The following is an 18,126-nucleotide window of genomic DNA, read 5'->3' as shown; positions in this document are numbered from 1 at the left end:
GCGCGTTCAGCCTAGCCGACGTGCAGCGGCAGCAGCTCCAGCGCCGCCTTGTACGCCTCGATCGAGCGCGCCTCGCCGGGGGCGGTGATGAACGACGCCCGGATGATGCCGGACTCGTCGATCACGAACGTGGCCCGGTTGGCGAAGCCCTTCTCCTGCAGGAACACGCCGTACTCCTTGGAGATCTCGCCGTGCGGCCAGAAGTCGGCGAGGAGGGTGAAGTCGTAGCCCTCCTGCTCTGCCCACGCACGCAGTGTGTACTTGGAGTCCACCGAGATGCCGATCAGCTCGACCGCGTGGTCCTTGAACAGGTTGAGGTTGTCGCGCAGCGCGCACAGCTCGCCGGTGCACGTGCCGGAAAACGCGAGGGGGAAGAAGACGAGCGCCACCGCCTTCTTGCCGCGGAAGTCGCTGAGTCTCACCGTCTGGCCGTACTGGTCGACGAGTTCGAAGTCGGGTGCCTGGGTGTCGTTCTCCAGAGCCATGGTGTTTCCTTTCGACGCTCGCGCGCCGGAATGCCGCGCACGCACGAGGACACAGCTTAGACCCGCTTGCCGTGGAGTCAAATGGAGCGGTCAACAGGAGCCTCGGAGTGAGGCTAGGCTGGCAGATGGTGCCATCGCCCTTGTTGTGACCCGACAGCGATCAGCTCCGTCTACCATCTATCCGACACAAGAAAGAGGTCGAGGGTGACTGTAAACGACCAGGACCCGTACTCGGTGAATCACATCGATTCGGACCCGGAGGAGACCGCCGAATGGCAGGAATCCCTCGACGCACTGGTTGCGGCCCATGGCCACGAGCGCGCTCGTGAGATCATGCTGAGCCTGCTCAAGCGCTCCAAAGAACTGCAGCTCGGTGTTCCGATGGTTCCGACCACGGACTACATCAACACCATCTCCCCCGAGAACGAGCCGGAATTCCCCGGCGACGAGGAGGTCGAGCGCCGCTACCGCGCCTGGATCCGCTGGAACGCGGCCGTCATGGTGCACCGCGCGCAGCGTCCGGGCATCGCCGTCGGCGGCCACCTCTCGAGCTACGCCTCCAGTGCGACGCTCTACGAGATCGGCTTCAACCACTTCTTCCGCGGTCAGGACCACCCGGGCGGAGGAGACCAGGTCTTCTTCCAGGGCCACGCCTCCCCCGGCCCGTACGCCCGCGCCTTCCTCGAAGGCCGCCTGAGCGCCGACCAGCTCGACGGCTTCCGCCAGGAGAAGTCGCACGCCGGCGGCGGTCTGTCGTCGTACCCGCACCCGCGCCTCATGCCGGAGTTCTGGCAGTTCCCGACCGTGTCGATGGGCCTCGGCCCGATCAACGCGATCTACCAGGCGCAGCTCAACAAGTACCTCACCAACCGCGGCATCAAGGATGCGAGCGACCAGCACGTCTGGGCGTTCCTCGGCGACGGCGAGATGGATGAGGTCGAGAGCCGCGGCCAGCTCCAGGTGGCCGCGAACGAGAAGCTCGACAACCTCACCTTCGTCGTCAACGCCAACCTGCAGCGCCTCGACGGTCCTGTGCGCGGCAACGGCAAGATCATCCAGGAGCTCGAGAGCTACTTCCGCGGCGCCGGCTGGAACGTCATCAAGGTGATCTGGGGCCGCGAGTGGGACGACCTGCTCGCCCGCGACTCGGATGGCGCCCTGGTGAACCTGATGAACCAGACCCCGGACGGCGACTACCAGACCTACAAGACGGAGAACGGCGCATACGTGCGCGAGAACTTCTTCGGCCGCGACCCGCGCACCCTCGAACTCGTCAAGGACTACACGGACGACCAGGTCTGGGGCCTCAAGCGCGGCGGTCACGACTACCGCAAGGTGTACGCGGCGTTCAAGGCGGCCACCGAGCACAAGGGCCAGCCCACCGTCATCATCGCGAAGACCATCAAGGGCTATGGCCTCGGTCCGAGCTTCGAGGGCCGCAACGCGACCCACCAGATGAAGAAGATGACGCTCGACAACCTGAAGACGTTCCGCGACGCCATGCGCATCCCGGTGTCGGATGCGCAGCTCGAGGAGAACCCGTACCTTCCGCCGTACTACAACCCCGGTCCGGAGGACGAGGCGATCCAGTACCTGCACGACCGTCGCCGCGCGCTCGGCGGCTACGTGCCGGAGCGTCGCAGCAAGTACACGCAGCTCACCCTCCCGGACGACTCGGCGTACGCCATCTCCAAGAAGGGCTCCGGCACGCAGGAGATCGCCACCACCATGGCGTTCGTGCGTCTGCTGAAGGACCTGCTGCGCGCGAAGGACTTCGGTCACCGCATCGTCCCGATCATCCCGGACGAGGCGCGCACCTTCGGCATGGACGCGTTCTTCCCGAACGCGAAGATCTACAACCCGAACGGCCAGCACTACACCTCGGTCGACCGCGAGCTGCTCCTGGCATACAAGGAGAGCCCGCAGGGCCAGATCATCCACGTCGGCATCAACGAGGCGGGAGCTCTCGCGGCGTTCACCAACGTCGGAACGTCGTACGCCACCCAGGGCGAGCCGCTCATCCCGGTGTACGTGTTCTACTCGATGTTCGGCTTCCAGCGCACGGGCGACGCGATCTGGGCGGCAGGCGACCAGATGGCCCGCGGCTTCATGATCGGCGCCACCGCCGGACGCACCACGCTGACCGGTGAAGGCCTGCAGCACGCTGACGGCCACTCGCTCGTCCTCGCGAACACCAACCCGGCCGTCGTCTCGTACGACCCGGCGTACGGCTACGAGATCGGCCACATCGTGCGCAACGGCCTGGAGCGGATGTACGGCGGCAACCACCCCGACCCGAACGTCATGTACTACCTCACGGTGTACAACGAGCCGATCGTCCACCCGGCCGAGCCGGAGGGCGTCGACGTCGACGGGATCGTGCGCGGCATCCACCGCCTGAGCGTGTCGGACGTGTCCGGCCCGAAGGCGCAGTTGCTCGCATCCGGCGTCTCCGTGCCGTGGGCGCTCGAAGCGCAGCACCTGCTCGCGCAGGACTGGGGCGTGTCGGCCGACGTCTGGTCCGTCACCTCGTGGTCGGAGCTGCGCCGCGACGGTCTCGCGGCAGAGGAGCACAACTTCCTCTACCCGCAGCAGGAGAAGCAGGTGCCGTACGTCACCCGCAAGCTGCAGGATGCGGACGGCCCGTTCGTCGCGGTCACCGACTTCATGCACGCGGTCCCCGACCAGATCCGGCAGTTCGTGCCCGGTGAGTTCGCGACGCTCGGTGCGGACGGCTTCGGCTTCTCCGACACCAGGCCCGCCGCTCGCCGGTTCTTCAAGATCGACGGTCCGTCGATGGTCGTCCGCACCCTCGAGCTGCTTGCGGCTCGCGGCCAGGTCGACCCGAACGCTCCGGCCTGGGCGATCGAGAAGTACCTGCTGCACGACGTGAACGCGGGAACCACCGGCAGCGCCGGCGGCGAGAGCTGACGTCGGCTCCCGTGCCCGATAAGGCAGATGCCGCGCCGAAGAAGCCGGACGCCGTGCCGAAGAAAGCAGCGGAACGGTCGAAGGCTGACACCCTGGCGTGGCTGCGGAAGATCTCCGGCGAGCTCGCAACGGCAACCCTGAAGCGCCTCGAGGACACCCTGCCGTGGTACCGCGACATGCCTCCTGGCAGGCGGTCGGCGGTGGGCCTCGTGGCGCAGGCGGGCATCTCGTCGTTCATCTCGTGGTTCGACGACCCGCGGTCGACGCCGTGGATCGCAGCGGACGTCTTCGGGGCGGCTCCTCGTGAGCTGCTCCGGAGCGTCAGCCTGCAGCAGACCCTGCAGCTCATCAAGGTGACCGTCGAGGTCGTCGAGGACAGGGTCAAGAACGGCGGAGAAGCACTCCGGGAGGCGATCCTGCTCTACTCGAGGGAGATCGCTTTCGGGGCCGCCGACGTCTACGCGCGCGCCGCCGAGGCTCGCGGTCTGTGGGACGCGCGGCTGGAAGCCCTCGTGGTGGACAGCATCCTGACCGGCGAGTACGACGACGAGCTGCCCAGCAGGATCGCCGCGCTCGGCTGGCACGGTCACGGCGAGGTCTCCGTGCTCGTCGGCACGGCGCCCAAGCTTCTCGACGTCGACCAGTTGCGCCGCACCGCACGGCACATGTCGGCGGACGTGCTGATCGGCGTTCAGGGCAGCAGGCTGGTGCTCGTCATCGGACGGGCCTGGCCGAGCGCATCCACTCCGGACGACGCCATCGGCGCGACCCCTGTGGTCAGCTTCCTGGAGATCGCGACGCAGTTGGAGCCCGGTTTCGGCGCCGGCCACCTGGTGCTCGGCCACGAGGTGCCGAGCCTGGTGGATGCGTCGAAGAGCGCCAAGGCCGCCCTGGCCGGTTTCGCGGTGGCCCGCGCCTGGCGCAACTGCCCTCGCCCCGTGCACGCGGACGACCTGCTGCCGGAACGCGCCCTCGCCGGGGACGGTCTGGCGCGCGCGACGCTGATCAACCGCATCTACCGTCCGCTTCAGGCGCACTCGACCGAGCTTCTGACGACGCTCTGGTGCTACCTCGACAACGGCCGCTCGCTGGAGGCGACGGCCCGCGAGCTGTTCGTGCACCCGAACACCGTCCGCTACCGGCTGAAGCGCGTCTCCGAGGTCATCGGCTGGGATGCGACGGGCGCCCGCGAGGCCCTCATCCTCCAGGCGGCGCTCATCGTCGGCTCCATCAACGAGCCGGACGGGCCGCGCCGCCCGTAGCTCGCGGCGCCGGCCTGGCACCCCGACGGCGGTCGGGTTCCCGTTCTACTGAGCCCGGCCGTTGTCACCCGTTGACAAACGTTTGCGGAATACTTGGTATCCGTTCGACACATCCGCTGAGCGGAAGATTGGCAGACTGGAACCCGTGATCGTCATCGTGTGCCCTGGGCAGGGCTCCCAAACCCCTGGCTTCCTCGACCCGTGGCTCACCGAGCCGCGGTTCCGCGAGCAGCTCACCGGCATCTCCGACGCCGTCGGCATCGACCTCGTCGCCCACGGCACCGTGAGCGACGCGGACACGATCCGCGACACGGCGGTCGCCCAGCCGCTCATCGTCTCGGCCGGGCTCCTGACGCTCTCCGCGCTGTTCGCGGACGGGCGCCGTGACCGCATCGGCGGCATCGCGGGGCACTCGGTCGGCGAGCTGACCGCCGCTGCGGGCGCTGGCGTCCTCAGTGAGACCGACGCCGTCGCGTTCGTCCGCGAGCGCGGAGCGGCCATGGCGGCCGCAGCAGCAGAGGCCGCCACCGGCATGAGCGCCGTCATCGGCGCAGACGAGGCCGAACTGCTGGCGAAGCTGGACGACCTCGGCCTCTCCCCCGCCAACTACAACGGTGCAGGCCAGATCGTCGTCGCCGGTGCAGTGGATGCGCTCGCCGCGCTCTCCGAGAACCCGCCGGCCCGCGCACGGGTCATTCCGCTGCAGGTCGCCGGGGCGTTCCACACCCGCTACATGGCGCCGGCCGTTCCCGCCCTGGAGGCGTTCGCATCCACGGTGCCGACGAACGATCCGACGCTGCCGCTGTGGACCAACAAGGACGGCTCGCGCGTCGACTCCGGCGCAGAGTTCCTCAGGCTCCTGGTCGGCCAGGTGTCCTCTCCCGTGCGCTGGGACCTCTGCATGGAGGCGTTCCAGGCCGCCGGTGTGACCGGTATCGTCGAGGTGGCCCCCGCCGGCGCTCTCGTCGGCCTCGCCAAACGCGGCCTGAAAGGCATCCCGAGCGTCGCCGTCAAGACGCCGGACGACCTGCCGGCCGCGTTCGACCTCATCGACCAGGCCGCCTAGGAGAACCCAGATGACCCACCCGACACTCCAGCAGGCCCACGGCCCGCAGTACACGCGCATCCTGTCGATCGGTGCGGCACGCGGCGACCTCGTCGTGCCCAACGACGACCTGGTCGGCCCCATCAACTCCTCCGACGAGTGGATCAGGCAGCGCACCGGCATCGTGACCCGCACCAGGGCGAGCCACGACGTTCTCGCCGTCGACCTCGCCACCGAGGCGTCGAAGGAGGCGATCGCCGCTTCCGGCGTCGACCCGGCGCTGATCGACCTCGTGATCGTCGCCACCATCAGCAACGCCCGGCAGACGCCGTCGCTCGCCGCCGTCCTCGCCGACCGGGTCGGCGCGAACCCGGCCGCCGCATACGACATGAACGCCGCCTGTGCGGGCTACGCGTACGCGGTCGCGCAGGCGGACGCCCTCATCCGCACGGGTGTCGCGCACTACGCGCTCGTCGTCGGAGCCGAGAAGCTGTCCGACGTCGTCGACCCGACCGACCGCACCATCTCGTTCCTCCTCGGCGACGGCGCAGGCGCTGTCGTCATCGGCCCGAGCGAATACCCCGGCATCTCGAAGACCATCTGGGGCTCGGACGGCTCGAAGGCCGACGCGGTCGGCATGGACGGCACCCTCGTGGAGTTCCGCGACGGGGAGAAGCCCTGGCCGACGCTGCGCCAGGAGGGCCAGACGGTCTTCCGCTGGGCGGTCTGGGAGATGGCGAAGGTCGCGAAGCAGGCACTGGATGCGGCGGGCGTCACCCCCGATCAGCTCGCCGCGTTCATCCCCCACCAGGCCAACATGCGCATCGTCGACGAGTTCGCCAAGCAGCTCAAACTGCCGGAGACCGTCGCCATCGCGCGTGACATCGAGACGACCGGGAACACCTCGGCGGCTTCCATCCCGCTGGCGACGCACCGACTGCTGCAGGAGCATCCTGAGCTGTCGGGCGGGCTCGCATTGCAAATCGGCTTCGGCGCGGGCCTCGTGTTCGGCGCACAGGTCGTCGTGCTGCCCTAAACTGTTCAACGGTCAAAACGACACCCCTCAAGGAGAAAACACCATGGCATTGTCCACCGAAGAAGTTCTCGCCGGCCTGGCCGAGCTCATCAACGACGAGACCGGCATCGCGACCGACACTGTCGAGCTGGGCAAGTCGTTCACCGACGACCTGGACATCGACTCCATCTCGATGATGACCATCGTGGTCAACGCCGAGGACAAGTTCGACGTCAAGATCCCGGACGAAGAGGTCAAGAACCTCAAGACCGTCGGCGACGCCGTCGAGTTCATCGTCAAGGCTCAGGCCTAAACCCCGCACGAGAAACGTCCCTCGCGGTCGGGACCGGCTCGGCACCCCCGATGTCCGGTCCCCCGCGGTTGGCCGCGCCATGAGCGCGTGCCGTGTTCCATCTACGGAGAGTTGCCGTTATGACCAAGAAGATCGTCGTCACCGGCGTGGGCGCAGCGTCGCCCCTCGGTGGCACCGCCGCTGAGAGCTGGAAAGCGCTGCTCGCCGGCGAGTCCGGCGCGAGAACCATCGAGAAGGAGTGGGTCTCCGAGCTGGAGCTCCCCGTCACGTTCGCCGCGCAGGCGAGGGTCGACGCCGCCTCCGTGCTCGAACGCCACGAGGTCAAGCGCCTCGACCCGTCCAGCCAGTTCGCGCTCATCGCCGGACGCGAGGCATACGCGGACGCCGGCTCCCCCGAGGTCGAGCCGGAGCGGCTCGCTGTCGACTGGGCGACCGGCATCGGCGGCGTCTGGACCCTGATCGACGCGTGGGACACCCTGCGCGAGCGCGGACCGCGCCGTGTCATGCCGATGACGGTCCCGATGCTCATGCCGAACGGCCCGGGCGCCGCGATCGGCATGGACCTGCACGCCCGCGCAGGCATCCGCACCGTCGTGTCCGCCTGTGCATCGTCCACGGAGTCGATCGCCAACGCATACGACCACCTGCAGCAGGGCCTCGCCGACGTCGTGATCGCCGGAGGGTCTGAGGCGGCCATCCACCCGCTGCCCATCGCGTCGTTCGCCGCCATGCAGGCACTGTCGAAGCGCAACGACGACCCGGCCACCGCATCCCGCCCGTACGACGTCACGCGCGACGGCTTCGTGCTCGGCGAGGGCGCTGCCGCGCTCGTGCTCGAGACCGAGGAGCACGCCAAGGCCCGCGGCGCGAAGATCTACGCCGAGCTGGTCGGCGGCTCCGTCACCAGCGACGCGTACCACATCACCGCTCCCGACCCCGAGGGTTCGGCAGCCGCCCGCGCGATGATCGCCGCGGTCGAGGGTGCTGGTGCTTCGCTGTCCGACGTCGCGCACATCAACGCACACGCCACCAGCACGCCGGTCGGCGACATCGCCGAGTACAACGCGCTGCGTCGCGTCTTCGGCGACCTGCTGGACGGCATCCCCGTGTCGGCGACCAAGGCGTCCACGGGCCACCTCCTGGGTGGCGCCGGTGCGATCGAGGCGCTGTTCACGGTCATGTCGCTGCACGAGCGCGTCGCACCGCCGACGATCAACCTGACGGAGAAAGACCCCGAGATCCCGCTCGATGTCGTCACCTCGCCGCGCAAACTCGGCGACGGCGACCTGCTGGCCATCAGCAACTCGTTCGGCTTCGGCGGCCACAACGCCGTCGTCGCGTTCCGCTCGGTCTGATCCGGACCGAGGCTGCACGCACGAAGGCCCCGACCGGTTCACCCCGGTCGGGGCCTTTCTCGTTTCACCGCGTGCGGGCGGCAGCGCGTGATGCCTGGGCCGGCCCGCCGCGGGAGCCTGTCGCTGAGCCTGCCGGTCAGCCGACCTTGTGCAGCCAGACCACGCTGGTCTCGTCGCTGGCGTGCCGGAACGGCTCGAGCTCGTCGTCCCACGCCTGGCCGAGGGCGAGCCGCAGCTCGCGGTGCAGCTCCCTGGCGTTGGCGCCCGCGATCTCCATGGCGTATCGCACCCTGTCCTCGGGGACGACCATGTTGCCCGCGGTGTCGGTCTGGGCGAAGAAGATCCCGAGGTCGGGGGTGTGCATCCACCGGCCGCCGTCCGAGCCGAGGCCCGCATCCTCTGTGACCTCGAAGCGGAGGTGCTCCCAGCCGCGCAGTGCGGAGGCGATGGCCGCTCCGGTGCCCTGCGGGCCCTCCCAGAAGAACTCGGTGCGCTGGGAGCCCTTCAGCACCGGCTGGGACTCCCAGGTGAAGTTCACGGCGCGACCGATAGCGCGTCCCGCAGCCCACTCGATGTGGGGGCAGAGCGCGCCAGGGGAAGAGTGCACGTAGAGCACTCCCCGACTTGCGTGTGCCGCCATGATGTCCTCCGTTCGATTGGATGCGTCTTCCCCAACGACCAATCGGCGGTACTCACCGGCACTGTGTGAAATTGTGGACCGTAACGGCCACTCCTGTGAATTATGCCGCAGAAACCCCGCATGTCACAAGATTGCAACGGTTTGGCTGCGGCGTGGCGGCCGAACGGCGGCGCAACGGAATAGCATACCGAGTATGTCGGTACAGAATGGCTTCCTCGCCCTGCTCACCCAGGGCGCAGCATACGGCTCGCAGTTGCAGGGCGAGTTCCTGGCGCGGGCTGCGCACCGCCGTCAGCTCAACGCCGGTCAGGTGTACTCGACGCTCGACCGGATGGCCGATCAAGGTCTCGTCCAGTCCGCGGGCACCACGGACGACGGGCTCCCGCTCTACGCGCTCACGGCGGACGGCGCGGCGGCGGCGGAGGACTGGCTGACCTCCGGCCCGGTGGATGCGCGCCCGGACTGGGACGAGATGCAGGACCAGGTGCTGATCGCCGCATCGCTCGTGGGAGCGGACGCGCCGGCCGTGGTCGCGGACTACCGCGCCGCGTTCGCCGAGCGCATCCGCGAGCTCAGCCACGACGCTGACTCGCGTGCCGTCCTCGCCGCGAACCGCGCGGCCGAGCTCGGAGCACGCGCGGCCATCGAGTGGCTCGACGAGGTCTCCGCGACGCTCACCGCGCATCCGGACGCACTGCTGCTCGCCCGCTCCGCCGAGCGTCCCCGTCGGGGCCGCCGCCCCGCCTGATCCGCTCCTCCCGCACGATCACGATCATCGAGCCGGGACTTATGCACGCGACACGCCGAGGGCGAGCGTGCACAAGTCCCGGCTCGATGGAGTGGGGAGGGGATGGCTCAGTGGAGGAGCTGGCCCGCCTTGTTGAGGACGTTCTTCTCGCCGGCCTCGATGGGGACCGCGAAGCGGTTCTGCGCCGGCGGCAGTGGGCAGTTGAAGTTGTAGCTGAACGCGCAGGGCGGCAGCACGGCGAGGTTGAAGTCGAGCGTCACCGTGCCGTCCGGATTCGGAGCCACGAACAGGAACCGGCCGACGGAGTACGTCGAATCGCCGTTGGTGCTGTCGGCGAAGACGAGCTGCAGGGCGCGCCCCGCCTTGAACGCGGCGAGGTTGTAGTCGACCCCGTCCTTGCTGAACGTGATCTCGCCGGGGATCACCTTCTCCCTGGTGCTGCCGTCGTCCTTGAGGTGCTCGAAGCCGACCGTCTTGCCGCCCTCGATCGGCGAGAACCGCGCCTGGATGATCCACTCCGGGTTGAAGTCGAACGCGTCGATCGACCCGAACTCCTGGATCGCCTCCGAGTTGGAGTCCCAGACCCGCAGTGCGTAGTCGCCGTCCTCGCTCGCGATCACGAAGCCGGTCACCGTGTCGCTGAAGACGATCTCGCTCGGAGCGGCGTCGTCCTTGCCGCGCACGATCGCCTCACCGTCGACCAGGGTGCCGTCCACCACGATGCCGTCGGCGGCCGTCGCGACGACCTTCAGCCCGGACTGCCCCTTCGAAAGCGGCGCCCAGAGCCCGGGGACGCCCCATACCGGCTGTGCTGCAGCCTCCGGGTCCCCGGTGATCCACTGGGTGTTCACGAGGGCCAGGTTGCCCTTCGGCGCCGTCACGGCCTGCTCGCGGCGTTGGCGGTACCTGGCCAGGATGTCGCGGGGGTCTGCTGGCGCTGTGGCGGTGTCTGTCATGGTCTCCATCCTCGGTCAGATCACTCGGCACAACCAACTCCGACACAGCTTCATTCCGCGTGTCGCGCCGTCGTGCTCACTTCGCCTCTGCGTAGTCGTCTACCACCGCCGCCGTCACGGGGAACTCGACGGGGAAGTCGCCGAACAGCAGCCGTCCTGCCGCCTCGGCGGAGGCGACCACCGCATCCGCTGCCTGCTGCGCGAGCTCCGCCGGTGCGTGCACGATCACCTCGTCGTGCAGGAAGTACACCAGGTGGGGGCTCTCCAGCAGCGGCCCGTCCGCGCCGAGCACGGTGAGTCGCCTGCGGAGGTCGGCCATCCAGCACAGCGCCCACTCCGCCGCGCTCGCCTGCACCACGAAGTTGCGCGTGAACCTGCCCCAGTCGCGGGCCTGGCTGCGGGCTCGGCGCTCGTCCGCAGCCGTCGACTCCGGCGCGGACGCCGCCGCCTGTGTCGCCGCCCACGATCCGCCTGGCCTGGGTGAGCTGCGGCCGAGCCGCGATGTGACCACCTCGCCGCGCTCCCCCGCCCGCGCCGCTTCCTCGACGAGCCGGATCGCGCGAGGGAACGCCCTGGTCAGCCGGGGCATCAGTCGCCCGCTCTCCCCCGTCGTCGCGCCGTACATCGCCCCGAGCATCGCGACTTTCGCCTGAGCGCGCTCTTCCACGGCGCCGGACGCGACGATGCCCTCGTACAGGTCTTTGCCGCGACCGGCCGCCGCCATCGACTGGTCGCCGGACAGCCCGGTCAGGATGCGCGGCTCCAGTTGAGCGGCGTCGGCCACCACGAGCTTCCAGCCAGGGTCGGCGACCACCGCTGCCCGCACCTGCTTGGGAAGCTGCAGCGCTCCGCCGCCGCGCGTGGCCCAGCGGCCGGTGACGACCCCGCCAGGCACGTAGTCGGGGTGGAACCGGCCGTCTCGCACCCAGGTGTCGAGCCAGGTCCAGCCGTTGGCGCTCAGCAGCCGGGCGAGCTTCTTGTACCGCAGCAGCGGAGGGATGGCCGGGTGGTCGACATCGCGCAGCTCCCACGACCGCGTCGAGGTCACCATGAGGCCTGCGCGTTTGAGCGCCCGCAGCACCTCGGGCGGGCTGTCCGGGTTGAGGTCGGGGCTCTCCAGTTGCGCCCGGAGCTCGGCGGCGAGGGTGTCGAGCACGGCGGGTCTTCCCGCAACGGGGCGAGGACCGAGCAGGCCGGTGAGCAGGGCGTCGTGCCGGTCGGCGCTGTACGGGAGTCCGGCGAAGCGCATCTCCGCGGCGATCAGCGCGCCCGCGGACTCGGCGGCGAGCAGCAGCCGGAGGCGGCCGGGGCTCGCGCTGCCGTCGACCGCTGCGCGCTGGGACCGGAACTCGTCCAGAGCGGACGGGGCCGGCTGCTGCTGTTCGTGCTCGTCGAGGTCGAAGAGGGCGGTGTGGACGGCCGGATGCTCCTCGGCGAAGGCGGGCAGCGCATCCCACGGTCCGAGTGGCGCGGTCGCGAGCGCGGAGCCTGACGACAGGGACGACATCCGCAGGATGGTGTGATTGAGCTGCAGATCGTCGCAGCGCTCGATGCGCACGCCTGCGGCCAGCAGGGGCGGATACCAGGGCCGTGTGTCGCTCCACGCCCAGCGCGGGCTCGCCCGCTCCTCGTCGCGGACGAAGTCGACCAGCGCGTCGGCATGGAGTGTCTCCTCACCGACCACCGCTCCGCCGGCGTCGACCCTGGTCGCCAGGATGCTGCCGGGCGACGGCCGGTCGAGTACGAGGTGCACGCATCCATTCTGCGGCCAGCGGACGACACTCCTGGACGCGTCTTGCCACCGCCGACGAACGTGAGGATAATTCACTCAACGACGATGCCGACCCGAAAGGCGATCGACGATGACCGCATACCTGCACGACAGCCAAGGCACCTGGATCGCGTACCGGATGGACGACACAGGACGATTCCTGTTCAATCCGGACGGAGACTGGATCGGCTGGTTTCCCTGGAACGACGACGACGTGGTGACCCCCGACGGGCATTACCTCGGCACTGTCGTCGGCGACCGCCTGCTCACGGACACCGATCACCCGTTCCGCGGGACGCCGGACTACCCGGGCGCGCCGCGCTACCCAGGGCAGGTGAGCTATCCGGGAGCTGCAGCGTTCGTGAGCGTGCCGGTCGGCTACCAGGACGTAGCCGGCTCACTACTCTGGCCGCGCGTCGCATCCTGAGCTGGTCGCATCCTGAGCTGGTCGCATCCTGAACCGACGGTCAGCCGCTCAGTCGGCCAGGCCCACCAACCGCGCCCGCAGCTCAGGCCACGCCGCGGCGAACCCGGGATGCAGCGGCAGCTCCGTCACGCCGCCCACCTCCACCCAGCGCAGCTCGATGCTCTCCGGGTCGGCGACCAGCGCCTCGAACGGGCGGACGGCCTCGGCGACGACGGTGGTGTACGACCAGAACCCCAGGTCGAGGACGCTCGTGAACAGCACGGCCACCGCATCCCTCGGCACGGAGGCCTCCTCAGCGGCCTCCCGCAGAGCACCCTCGACGGCGGACTCGCCGTCGTGCCGCGCGCCGCCCGGCAGGCCCCAGGTGCCGCCGAAGTGACTCCAGTCCGCCCTGTGCTGCAGCAGGATGCCGCGACGGCTGTCGTGGACGAGCAGACCGGCCGCACCGAAACGGCCCCAGAACCGCTGACCGTCCGGACCTTCGACCCACGCATCGCCACTGTTCACCCCTCCACGTTAGTCGCCGTCTATTGCGTTCCTGTCACACGGTGTCACGGTTCTAGGGTGTTGCCATGACCCTCGAACGCTGGCACCGCACCACCGAATGGCCGCTCACCGGCGCGGCCGCCCTCTTCCTCGTCGCGTACGCCTGGGAGGTCATCGCCGACCTCTCCGGTCCGCCTCTCGTCGTGGCCGAAACCGTCATCTGGCTCACCTGGGGCGTGTTCCTCGTCGACTACTTCGTGTGTCTCCTGCTGGCACCGAATCGGTGGCGCTGGTTCTACACGCACCTGTTCGATCTGGCGATCGTCGTCCTGCCGATGCTGAGACCGCTGCGCCTTCTGCGGCTCGTCACGATCCTCTCCGTGCTGCAACGAACGGCGGGCGCCGCATTCAGGGGCCGCGTTGTCGTCTATGTGGTCGGGGCGGGCGCGCTGCTGGTGTTCACGGCGGCGCTCGCGGCACTGGACGCGGAACGCCACGCTCCCGGCGCGCACATCAACACGTTCGCGCGCGCGGTCTGGTGGGCGTTCGAGACGATCTCGACGGTCGGGTACGGCGACTTCACCCCGGTCACCGAGGTGGGGCGGCTGGTCGCCGTCGGGTTGATGATCGGCGGGATCGCGATGCTGGGCATCGTGACGGCGACCCTCGCGTCCTGGATCGTCGAACGCGTCGCCCAGACGGAGATCGACACCAGGGCCGCCACCCGCGGGCAGATCACGGCGCTGTCTGCGCAGGTCAGTGAGCTGCGCGAACTCCTCGAACGGAAGTCGGCCTGATGCCCGGCGTGCGCAGCGCGGGCATCCTGCTCTATCGTCGCCGGGCGAGCGTGGAGGTGTGGATCGCGCACATGGGAGGCCCGTTCTGGGCGAGGAAGGACGAGGGCGCCTGGTCGATCCCGAAGGGCATCGTGGAGGCGTCCGACGTCGAGGGTGAGCTCGCCGCCGCCCGACGCGAATTCGAGGAGGAGATCGGGTCGCCCCCACCGGACACGGAGTACGCGGCCCTCGGCGACTTCCCGCTCTCCTCGGGCAAAAGGGTCGCGGTCTTCGCTGCTGCGGCCGAGGCGTTCGAGCCGGAGTCGGTCACGAGCAACGCGTTCGAGCTAGAGTGGCCGCCCCGGTCGGGACGCATCCAGTCGTTCCCCGAGATCGACGACGCCCGCTGGACTCCGATCGAGCTCGCGCGCACCAAGCTCACGAAGGGCCAGCGCCCCATCCTCGACGCGCTGCTCACGCACCTCCAGCCTTAACCCCGCCCCCACCCCTGCCCCGAAGCAATCGAGCCCAGGCTTTTTCACGCTATTCCTCGGGTTTGCGGTGAAGAACCCTGGGCTCGATTGCGGAGGAGCCGGGATGGGGTGGCGGAATGGTCAGCGTGCGCTGTATGGTCAGTGGATGCTGACCAGTGCTTCCCGACTCGACGTGATGAACCGTCTCGGCCGGGCCATGGCCGACCCCACCCGCTCCCGCATCCTGCTCGCGCTGATCGACCGACCGGGGCACCCGGGCGCGCTCGCCACCGAACTGGGGCTCACCCGCTCGAACGTCTCGAACCATCTCGCCTGCCTGCGCGGCTGCGGCATCGTGGTGGCGGTGCCGAACGGCAGGTCGACCCGCTACGAGATCGCCGACCCGCACCTCACTCGGGCGCTGACGAGCCTGGTGGATGTGGTCCTCGCGGTCGACGACGGCGAACCGTGCGCCGACGAGCACTGCGACGTGCCCCTGTGCTGCGGGCCGGGCGCGTCGGCGTGAGCGCGACCACCGCATCCACCGGCCGTCCCATCGACCCCGCGCGCAGACGCACGCTGCAGCGCCGCATCCGCTGGGTCGTGGCGGTCACGATCGGCTACAACGTGATCGAGGCCGTCGTCGCCATCGCGGCGGGGACCGTGGCGTCGAGCGCTGCACTCATCGGGTTCGGCCTGGACTCCGTCGTGGAGGTGCTGTCGGCCGCGGCGGTCGCCTGGCAGTTCTCCGCCGCCGACCCCGAGAGCCGCGAGCGCACCGCTCTGCGCGTGATCGCCGTCTCGTTCTTCGGCCTCGCCGCGTACGTGACCGTCGACAGCGCCCTGTCGCTGCTCGGGATGCGCGAGGCCGCACACAGTCCTGTCGGCCTGGTGCTCACCGCGGTGAGCATCGCGGTGATGCCCGTGCTGAGCTGGTTCGAGCGCCGCACAGGACGCGAACTCGGCTCCGCCTCCGCGGTGGCCGATTCGAAGCAGACCCTGATCTGCAGCTACCTCTCGACCGCCGTCTTCCTCGGGCTCGCCCTCAACGCCCTGTTCGGCTGGACCTGGGCGGATGCGGTGGCCGGCCTCGTGATCGCCGGGTTCGCGGTGCGCGAGGGCGTCGAGGCGTGGAAGGGCGACGCGTGCACCGTGTCCGTGAGCGAGCTGACGGGCGAGAGCTGAGGCCCGGCCCCGCGGAATCCGACTCCTCGACAACGCGGCGAGAGCGCCGCTACCCTGAGCACACGTATCGCTGGTGACACGGAGGTGGGCTGTGGGGCACGTGGTGGCGACGGGGGCCGGAAGGGCCATGATGGATCGGCGGAACGATCCGACACACGACTACATCCTGGGGCTGACCGGCAAGGAACGGCCGCGCGTGCTGTTCCTCGGCACCGCGACCGGAGACGACGCCGCGTACATCGTGAGCTTCTACTCGACCTACGACTCCGACCGCTGCGCACCGCATCACCTGCCGCTGTTCCATCGCGCGGTCGGGGATCTCGCGGGGTTCGTGCGCGGCTTCGACGTCATCCACGTCGGCGGCGGCAACACGGCAAACATGCTCGACGTGTGGCGACGGCAGGGTCTCGACGCGATCCTGCGGGAGCTGTGGGACGACCCGTCGTCGAATGTCGTCTTCACCGGTGGGAGCGCGGGCGGCATCTGCTGGTTCGAGGGCGGAACGACCGACAGCTACGGCCCGCCGCTGCGGGTGCTCCCGGAAGGCCTCGGCTTCCTGCACGGCAGCTTCTGCCCGCACTACGACGCCGAAGACCAGCGGAAGCCCCTGTTCCACGCCGCACTCCTGAGCGGTGAGCTCAGCACCGGGTACGCCGTCGGCAACCTCCAATCGCTGCACTTCGACGGCGGCGGGTTCGTGACCGCCATCAGCCCCGTGGATGCGCCGCTCGCCGTGCGCGTCGAAGCGATCGACGGCCAGATCGTGGAGACTCCCCTGCCCACCCGCATCCTGACCGGCTCTGCGCCCGTCACCGCTGGACCGTCCTCGTGAACGACAACGTGTGGGTGCTCGTCGCGCAGCTCGTCGTCGTGGTCGCCGCGATCTACATGGGAACCCGCACCAGCGGGATCGGGCTCGGCGTGTGGGGTCTCGTCGGCGTCGCCGTGCTCGTGTTCGGCTTCGGCGAGGCGCCGGGCAGTGCACCCGTGGATGCGGTCTTCATCGTCATCACGGTGATCACCGCCGCCTCCACCATGCAGGCGGCGGGCGGCATCGAGTGGATGGTGTCCGTCGCGGCCAAGGTGATCAGGCGCCGTCCCCGCTCCGTGGTGTTCCTCGCTCCGGCGATGTCGTTCCTGTTCACGGTCGGCGCGGGAACGGGCAACATCTTCTACCCGCTGCTGCCGGTGATCTACGACGTGTCGTACCAGCAGAAGATCCGTCCGGAGCGTGCCCTGTCGGTGTCGGCGGTCGCCTCTCAGGTGGGCATCCTGTGCTCCCCCGTCTCCGCGGCCACCGCGTCGATGGTGGTGCTGCTCGCTCCTCAGGGTGTCGACCTCGGCGGGCTGCTGCTGATCATGTGGCCTGCCTCGATCGCAGGGCTGTTCGTCGCGGCGCTCGTGATGATGCGCCACGGAAAGAACCTGGAGGACGACCCGGTCTTCCAGAAGCGCCTCGCCGACGGTCAGATCCAGCCGCCCACCGAGGATGCCCACGACCAGAAGCTCCCCCGCCAGGCCGTCCTGTCCGCTGCGATCTTCCTCGTCGGGGTCGGCGTGATCGTGTTCTTCGGACTGTTCGAGGGTCTTCGCCCGGTGATCGGGACGAACGACGACGGCAGTCCGCTCCGGCTCAGCGTGACGGTCATCATCGAGGTGACGATGGGCGTCATCGCCGCGCTGATCTTCGTGCTCTGCAGGGTGAAGGCGTCCGACGTGCCGAAGCAGGCGACGTTCCCGGCCGGGATGGTGGGCGCCATCGCGCTGTTCGGGATCGCGTGGCTCGCCAACACGTTCGTCGCGGCGAACCAGAAGCTCATCGTCGACGGGCTCGGTTCCGTGGTGTCCGGTTCGTCGGCGTTCCTCGGGGCTGTGCTCTTCGCCCTCGCGCTGTTCGCGGTGGCGATGCTGACCACCAGCCAGTCGAGCGCCACCAACGCCATCGTGCCGATCGGCATCACGATCGGATTGCCGGCAGCCCTTCTGGTGGGCCTCTGGCCGGCGACGATGGGCATCTACACGCTGCCGGCCAACGGCAGCCAGGTGGCGACAGTGGCGTTCGACCAGACAGGGACCACCAAAATGGGACGGTTCGTCGTCGACCACTCGTTCCAGCTCCCGAACCTGGTCTACATCGGCGTCGCCATCGTCGTCGGGGTTGCGCTGTCGTTCGCGTTCTCCTGACGGCACGGCTCCCGGCGCTCTCGGCGGGCTCCTCCCCCGCCCTCGACCGGCGTCGGCCGCCCTGGATACCATGC

19 protein-coding genes are annotated in these 18,126 nt (G+C 69.2%); 14 read left to right on the top strand and 5 right to left on the bottom strand.

Translation table 11 applies throughout. From position 1 onward, the window contains the following. Nucleotides 1–11: 11 nt before the first annotated feature. A complete protein-coding gene (locus ACYVGI_RS06780; protein WP_460631872.1) occupies nucleotides 12–485 on the bottom strand; it encodes a peroxiredoxin in 474 nt (157 codons plus the stop codon). A gap of 204 nt (nucleotides 486–689) precedes the next feature. Between ACYVGI_RS06780 and aceE the strand changes: the two genes are divergently transcribed. From aceE to ACYVGI_RS06750, 6 genes are all read left to right on the top strand, one after another. Then, nucleotides 690–3,416, top strand: a complete 2,727-nt coding sequence (aceE, locus tag ACYVGI_RS06775) for a pyruvate dehydrogenase (acetyl-transferring), homodimeric type (RefSeq protein WP_460631871.1) — start codon at nucleotides 690–692, stop codon at nucleotides 3,414–3,416. 53 nt (nucleotides 3,417–3,469) lie between these two features. Then, nucleotides 3,470–4,678, top strand: a complete 1,209-nt coding sequence (locus tag ACYVGI_RS06770; RefSeq protein ID WP_460631870.1) for a PucR family transcriptional regulator — start codon at nucleotides 3,470–3,472, stop codon at nucleotides 4,676–4,678. Nucleotides 4,679–4,823: 145 nt separating this feature from the next. Beyond that, a complete protein-coding gene (locus tag ACYVGI_RS06765) occupies nucleotides 4,824–5,744 on the top strand; it encodes an ACP S-malonyltransferase (RefSeq protein WP_460631869.1) in 921 nt (306 codons plus the stop codon). Nucleotides 5,745–5,754: 10 nt separating this feature from the next. Continuing rightward, a complete protein-coding gene (locus ACYVGI_RS06760) occupies nucleotides 5,755–6,759 on the top strand; it encodes a beta-ketoacyl-ACP synthase III (protein WP_460631868.1) in 1,005 nt (334 codons plus the stop codon). A gap of 43 nt (nucleotides 6,760–6,802) precedes the next feature. Beyond that, nucleotides 6,803–7,051: an acyl carrier protein gene (locus ACYVGI_RS06755; RefSeq protein WP_055893767.1), complete on the top strand. Its 249-nt coding sequence runs from the start codon at nucleotides 6,803–6,805 to the stop codon at nucleotides 7,049–7,051. Nucleotides 7,052–7,170: 119 nt separating this feature from the next. Next, a complete protein-coding gene (locus ACYVGI_RS06750; RefSeq protein ID WP_460631867.1) occupies nucleotides 7,171–8,406 on the top strand; it encodes a beta-ketoacyl-[acyl-carrier-protein] synthase family protein in 1,236 nt (411 codons plus the stop codon). A gap of 136 nt (nucleotides 8,407–8,542) precedes the next feature. Here ACYVGI_RS06750 and ACYVGI_RS06745 read toward each other — a convergent pair whose 3' ends face one another. Further along, complete coding sequence (locus tag ACYVGI_RS06745) at nucleotides 8,543–9,046, bottom strand: DUF3145 domain-containing protein (RefSeq protein WP_460631866.1); 504 nt, start codon at nucleotides 9,044–9,046, stop codon at nucleotides 8,543–8,545. 193 nt (nucleotides 9,047–9,239) lie between these two features. On the opposite strand from ACYVGI_RS06745, the gene ACYVGI_RS06740 reads away from it, so the two are divergent. Beyond that, on the top strand, nucleotides 9,240–9,794 hold the full coding sequence (locus ACYVGI_RS06740) for a PadR family transcriptional regulator (RefSeq protein ID WP_460631865.1): 555 nt from the start codon (nucleotides 9,240–9,242) through the stop codon (nucleotides 9,792–9,794). 107 nt (nucleotides 9,795–9,901) lie between these two features. Here the strand turns inward: ACYVGI_RS06740 and ACYVGI_RS06735 are convergent, their stop codons facing one another. Together ACYVGI_RS06735 and ACYVGI_RS06730 are read right to left on the bottom strand one after the other, a co-directional pair. Further along, complete coding sequence (locus tag ACYVGI_RS06735) at nucleotides 9,902–10,750, bottom strand: DUF1684 domain-containing protein (protein ID WP_460631864.1); 849 nt, start codon at nucleotides 10,748–10,750, stop codon at nucleotides 9,902–9,904. Between the two features lie 76 nt (nucleotides 10,751–10,826). Next, nucleotides 10,827–12,503, bottom strand: a complete 1,677-nt coding sequence (locus ACYVGI_RS06730; RefSeq protein WP_460631863.1) for a bifunctional 3'-5' exonuclease/DNA polymerase — start codon at nucleotides 12,501–12,503, stop codon at nucleotides 10,827–10,829. 109 nt (nucleotides 12,504–12,612) lie between these two features. Between ACYVGI_RS06730 and ACYVGI_RS06725 the strand changes: the two genes are divergently transcribed. Continuing rightward, nucleotides 12,613–12,948: a hypothetical protein gene (locus ACYVGI_RS06725; protein ID WP_460631862.1), complete on the top strand. Its 336-nt coding sequence runs from the start codon at nucleotides 12,613–12,615 to the stop codon at nucleotides 12,946–12,948. A 48-nt stretch (nucleotides 12,949–12,996) separates the two neighbouring features. Here ACYVGI_RS06725 and ACYVGI_RS06720 read toward each other — a convergent pair whose 3' ends face one another. After that, nucleotides 12,997–13,455, bottom strand: a complete 459-nt coding sequence (locus ACYVGI_RS06720; protein ID WP_460631861.1) for an NUDIX domain-containing protein — start codon at nucleotides 13,453–13,455, stop codon at nucleotides 12,997–12,999. 65 nt (nucleotides 13,456–13,520) lie between these two features. Between ACYVGI_RS06720 and ACYVGI_RS06715 the strand changes: the two genes are divergently transcribed. The 6 genes from ACYVGI_RS06715 to ACYVGI_RS06690 all read left to right on the top strand — a co-directional run bounded on the left by ACYVGI_RS06715 (nucleotide 13,521) and on the right by ACYVGI_RS06690 (nucleotide 18,052). After that, nucleotides 13,521–14,231 carry a potassium channel family protein gene (locus ACYVGI_RS06715; RefSeq protein WP_460631860.1) on the top strand — a complete coding sequence of 237 codons (711 nt, stop codon included), beginning with the start codon at nucleotides 13,521–13,523 and terminating at the stop codon, nucleotides 14,229–14,231. Next, nucleotides 14,231–14,704 carry an NUDIX domain-containing protein gene (locus ACYVGI_RS06710; RefSeq protein WP_460631859.1) on the top strand — a complete coding sequence of 158 codons (474 nt, stop codon included), beginning with the start codon at nucleotides 14,231–14,233 and terminating at the stop codon, nucleotides 14,702–14,704. Before ACYVGI_RS06715 ends, ACYVGI_RS06710 begins: the two co-directional genes overlap by 1 nt. A 145-nt stretch (nucleotides 14,705–14,849) precedes the next feature. Next, nucleotides 14,850–15,209: a Cd(II)/Pb(II)-sensing metalloregulatory transcriptional regulator CmtR gene (cmtR, locus tag ACYVGI_RS06705; RefSeq protein WP_460631858.1), complete on the top strand. Its 360-nt coding sequence runs from the start codon at nucleotides 14,850–14,852 to the stop codon at nucleotides 15,207–15,209. Beyond that, nucleotides 15,206–15,868, top strand: coding sequence for a cation diffusion facilitator family transporter (locus ACYVGI_RS06700; protein ID WP_460631857.1), 663 nt, complete (start codon nucleotides 15,206–15,208; stop codon nucleotides 15,866–15,868). The genes cmtR and ACYVGI_RS06700 overlap by 4 nt, the downstream gene beginning before the upstream one ends. 73 nt (nucleotides 15,869–15,941) lie before the next feature. Next, nucleotides 15,942–16,700: a Type 1 glutamine amidotransferase-like domain-containing protein gene (locus ACYVGI_RS06695; protein WP_460631856.1), complete on the top strand. Its 759-nt coding sequence runs from the start codon at nucleotides 15,942–15,944 to the stop codon at nucleotides 16,698–16,700. Further along, on the top strand, nucleotides 16,697–18,052 hold the full coding sequence (locus ACYVGI_RS06690; protein WP_460631855.1) for an anaerobic C4-dicarboxylate transporter family protein: 1,356 nt from the start codon (nucleotides 16,697–16,699) through the stop codon (nucleotides 18,050–18,052). Before ACYVGI_RS06695 ends, ACYVGI_RS06690 begins: the two co-directional genes overlap by 4 nt. Nucleotides 18,053–18,126: the final 74 nt, after the last annotated feature.

This window comes from Leifsonia lichenia, assembly GCF_054780215.1.
This window is presented reverse-complemented; position numbering and strand designations above follow the sequence as displayed.

Bases quoted from the DNA above. Each gene is read 5' to 3' on its own strand.
- ACYVGI_RS06780 (WP_460631872.1), bottom strand. From the start codon at position 485: ATGGCTCTGGAGAACGACACCCAGGCACCCGACTTCGAACTCGTCGAC.
- ACYVGI_RS06760 (WP_460631868.1), top strand. From the start codon at position 5,755: ATGACCCACCCGACACTCCAGCAGGCCCACGGCCCGCAGTACACGCGC.
- ACYVGI_RS06755 (WP_055893767.1), top strand. From the start codon at position 6,803: ATGGCATTGTCCACCGAAGAAGTTCTCGCCGGCCTGGCCGAGCTCATC.
- ACYVGI_RS06750 (WP_460631867.1), top strand. From the start codon at position 7,171: ATGACCAAGAAGATCGTCGTCACCGGCGTGGGCGCAGCGTCGCCCCTC.
- ACYVGI_RS06745 (WP_460631866.1), bottom strand. From the start codon at position 9,046: ATGGCGGCACACGCAAGTCGGGGAGTGCTCTACGTGCACTCTTCCCCT.
- ACYVGI_RS06740 (WP_460631865.1), top strand. From the start codon at position 9,240: ATGTCGGTACAGAATGGCTTCCTCGCCCTGCTCACCCAGGGCGCAGCA.
- ACYVGI_RS06735 (WP_460631864.1), bottom strand. From the start codon at position 10,750: ATGACAGACACCGCCACAGCGCCAGCAGACCCCCGCGACATCCTGGCC.
- ACYVGI_RS06725 (WP_460631862.1), top strand. From the start codon at position 12,613: ATGACCGCATACCTGCACGACAGCCAAGGCACCTGGATCGCGTACCGG.
- ACYVGI_RS06715 (WP_460631860.1), top strand. From the start codon at position 13,521: ATGACCCTCGAACGCTGGCACCGCACCACCGAATGGCCGCTCACCGGC.
- ACYVGI_RS06710 (WP_460631859.1), top strand. From the start codon at position 14,231: ATGCCCGGCGTGCGCAGCGCGGGCATCCTGCTCTATCGTCGCCGGGCG.
- cmtR (WP_460631858.1), top strand. From the start codon at position 14,850: ATGCTGACCAGTGCTTCCCGACTCGACGTGATGAACCGTCTCGGCCGG.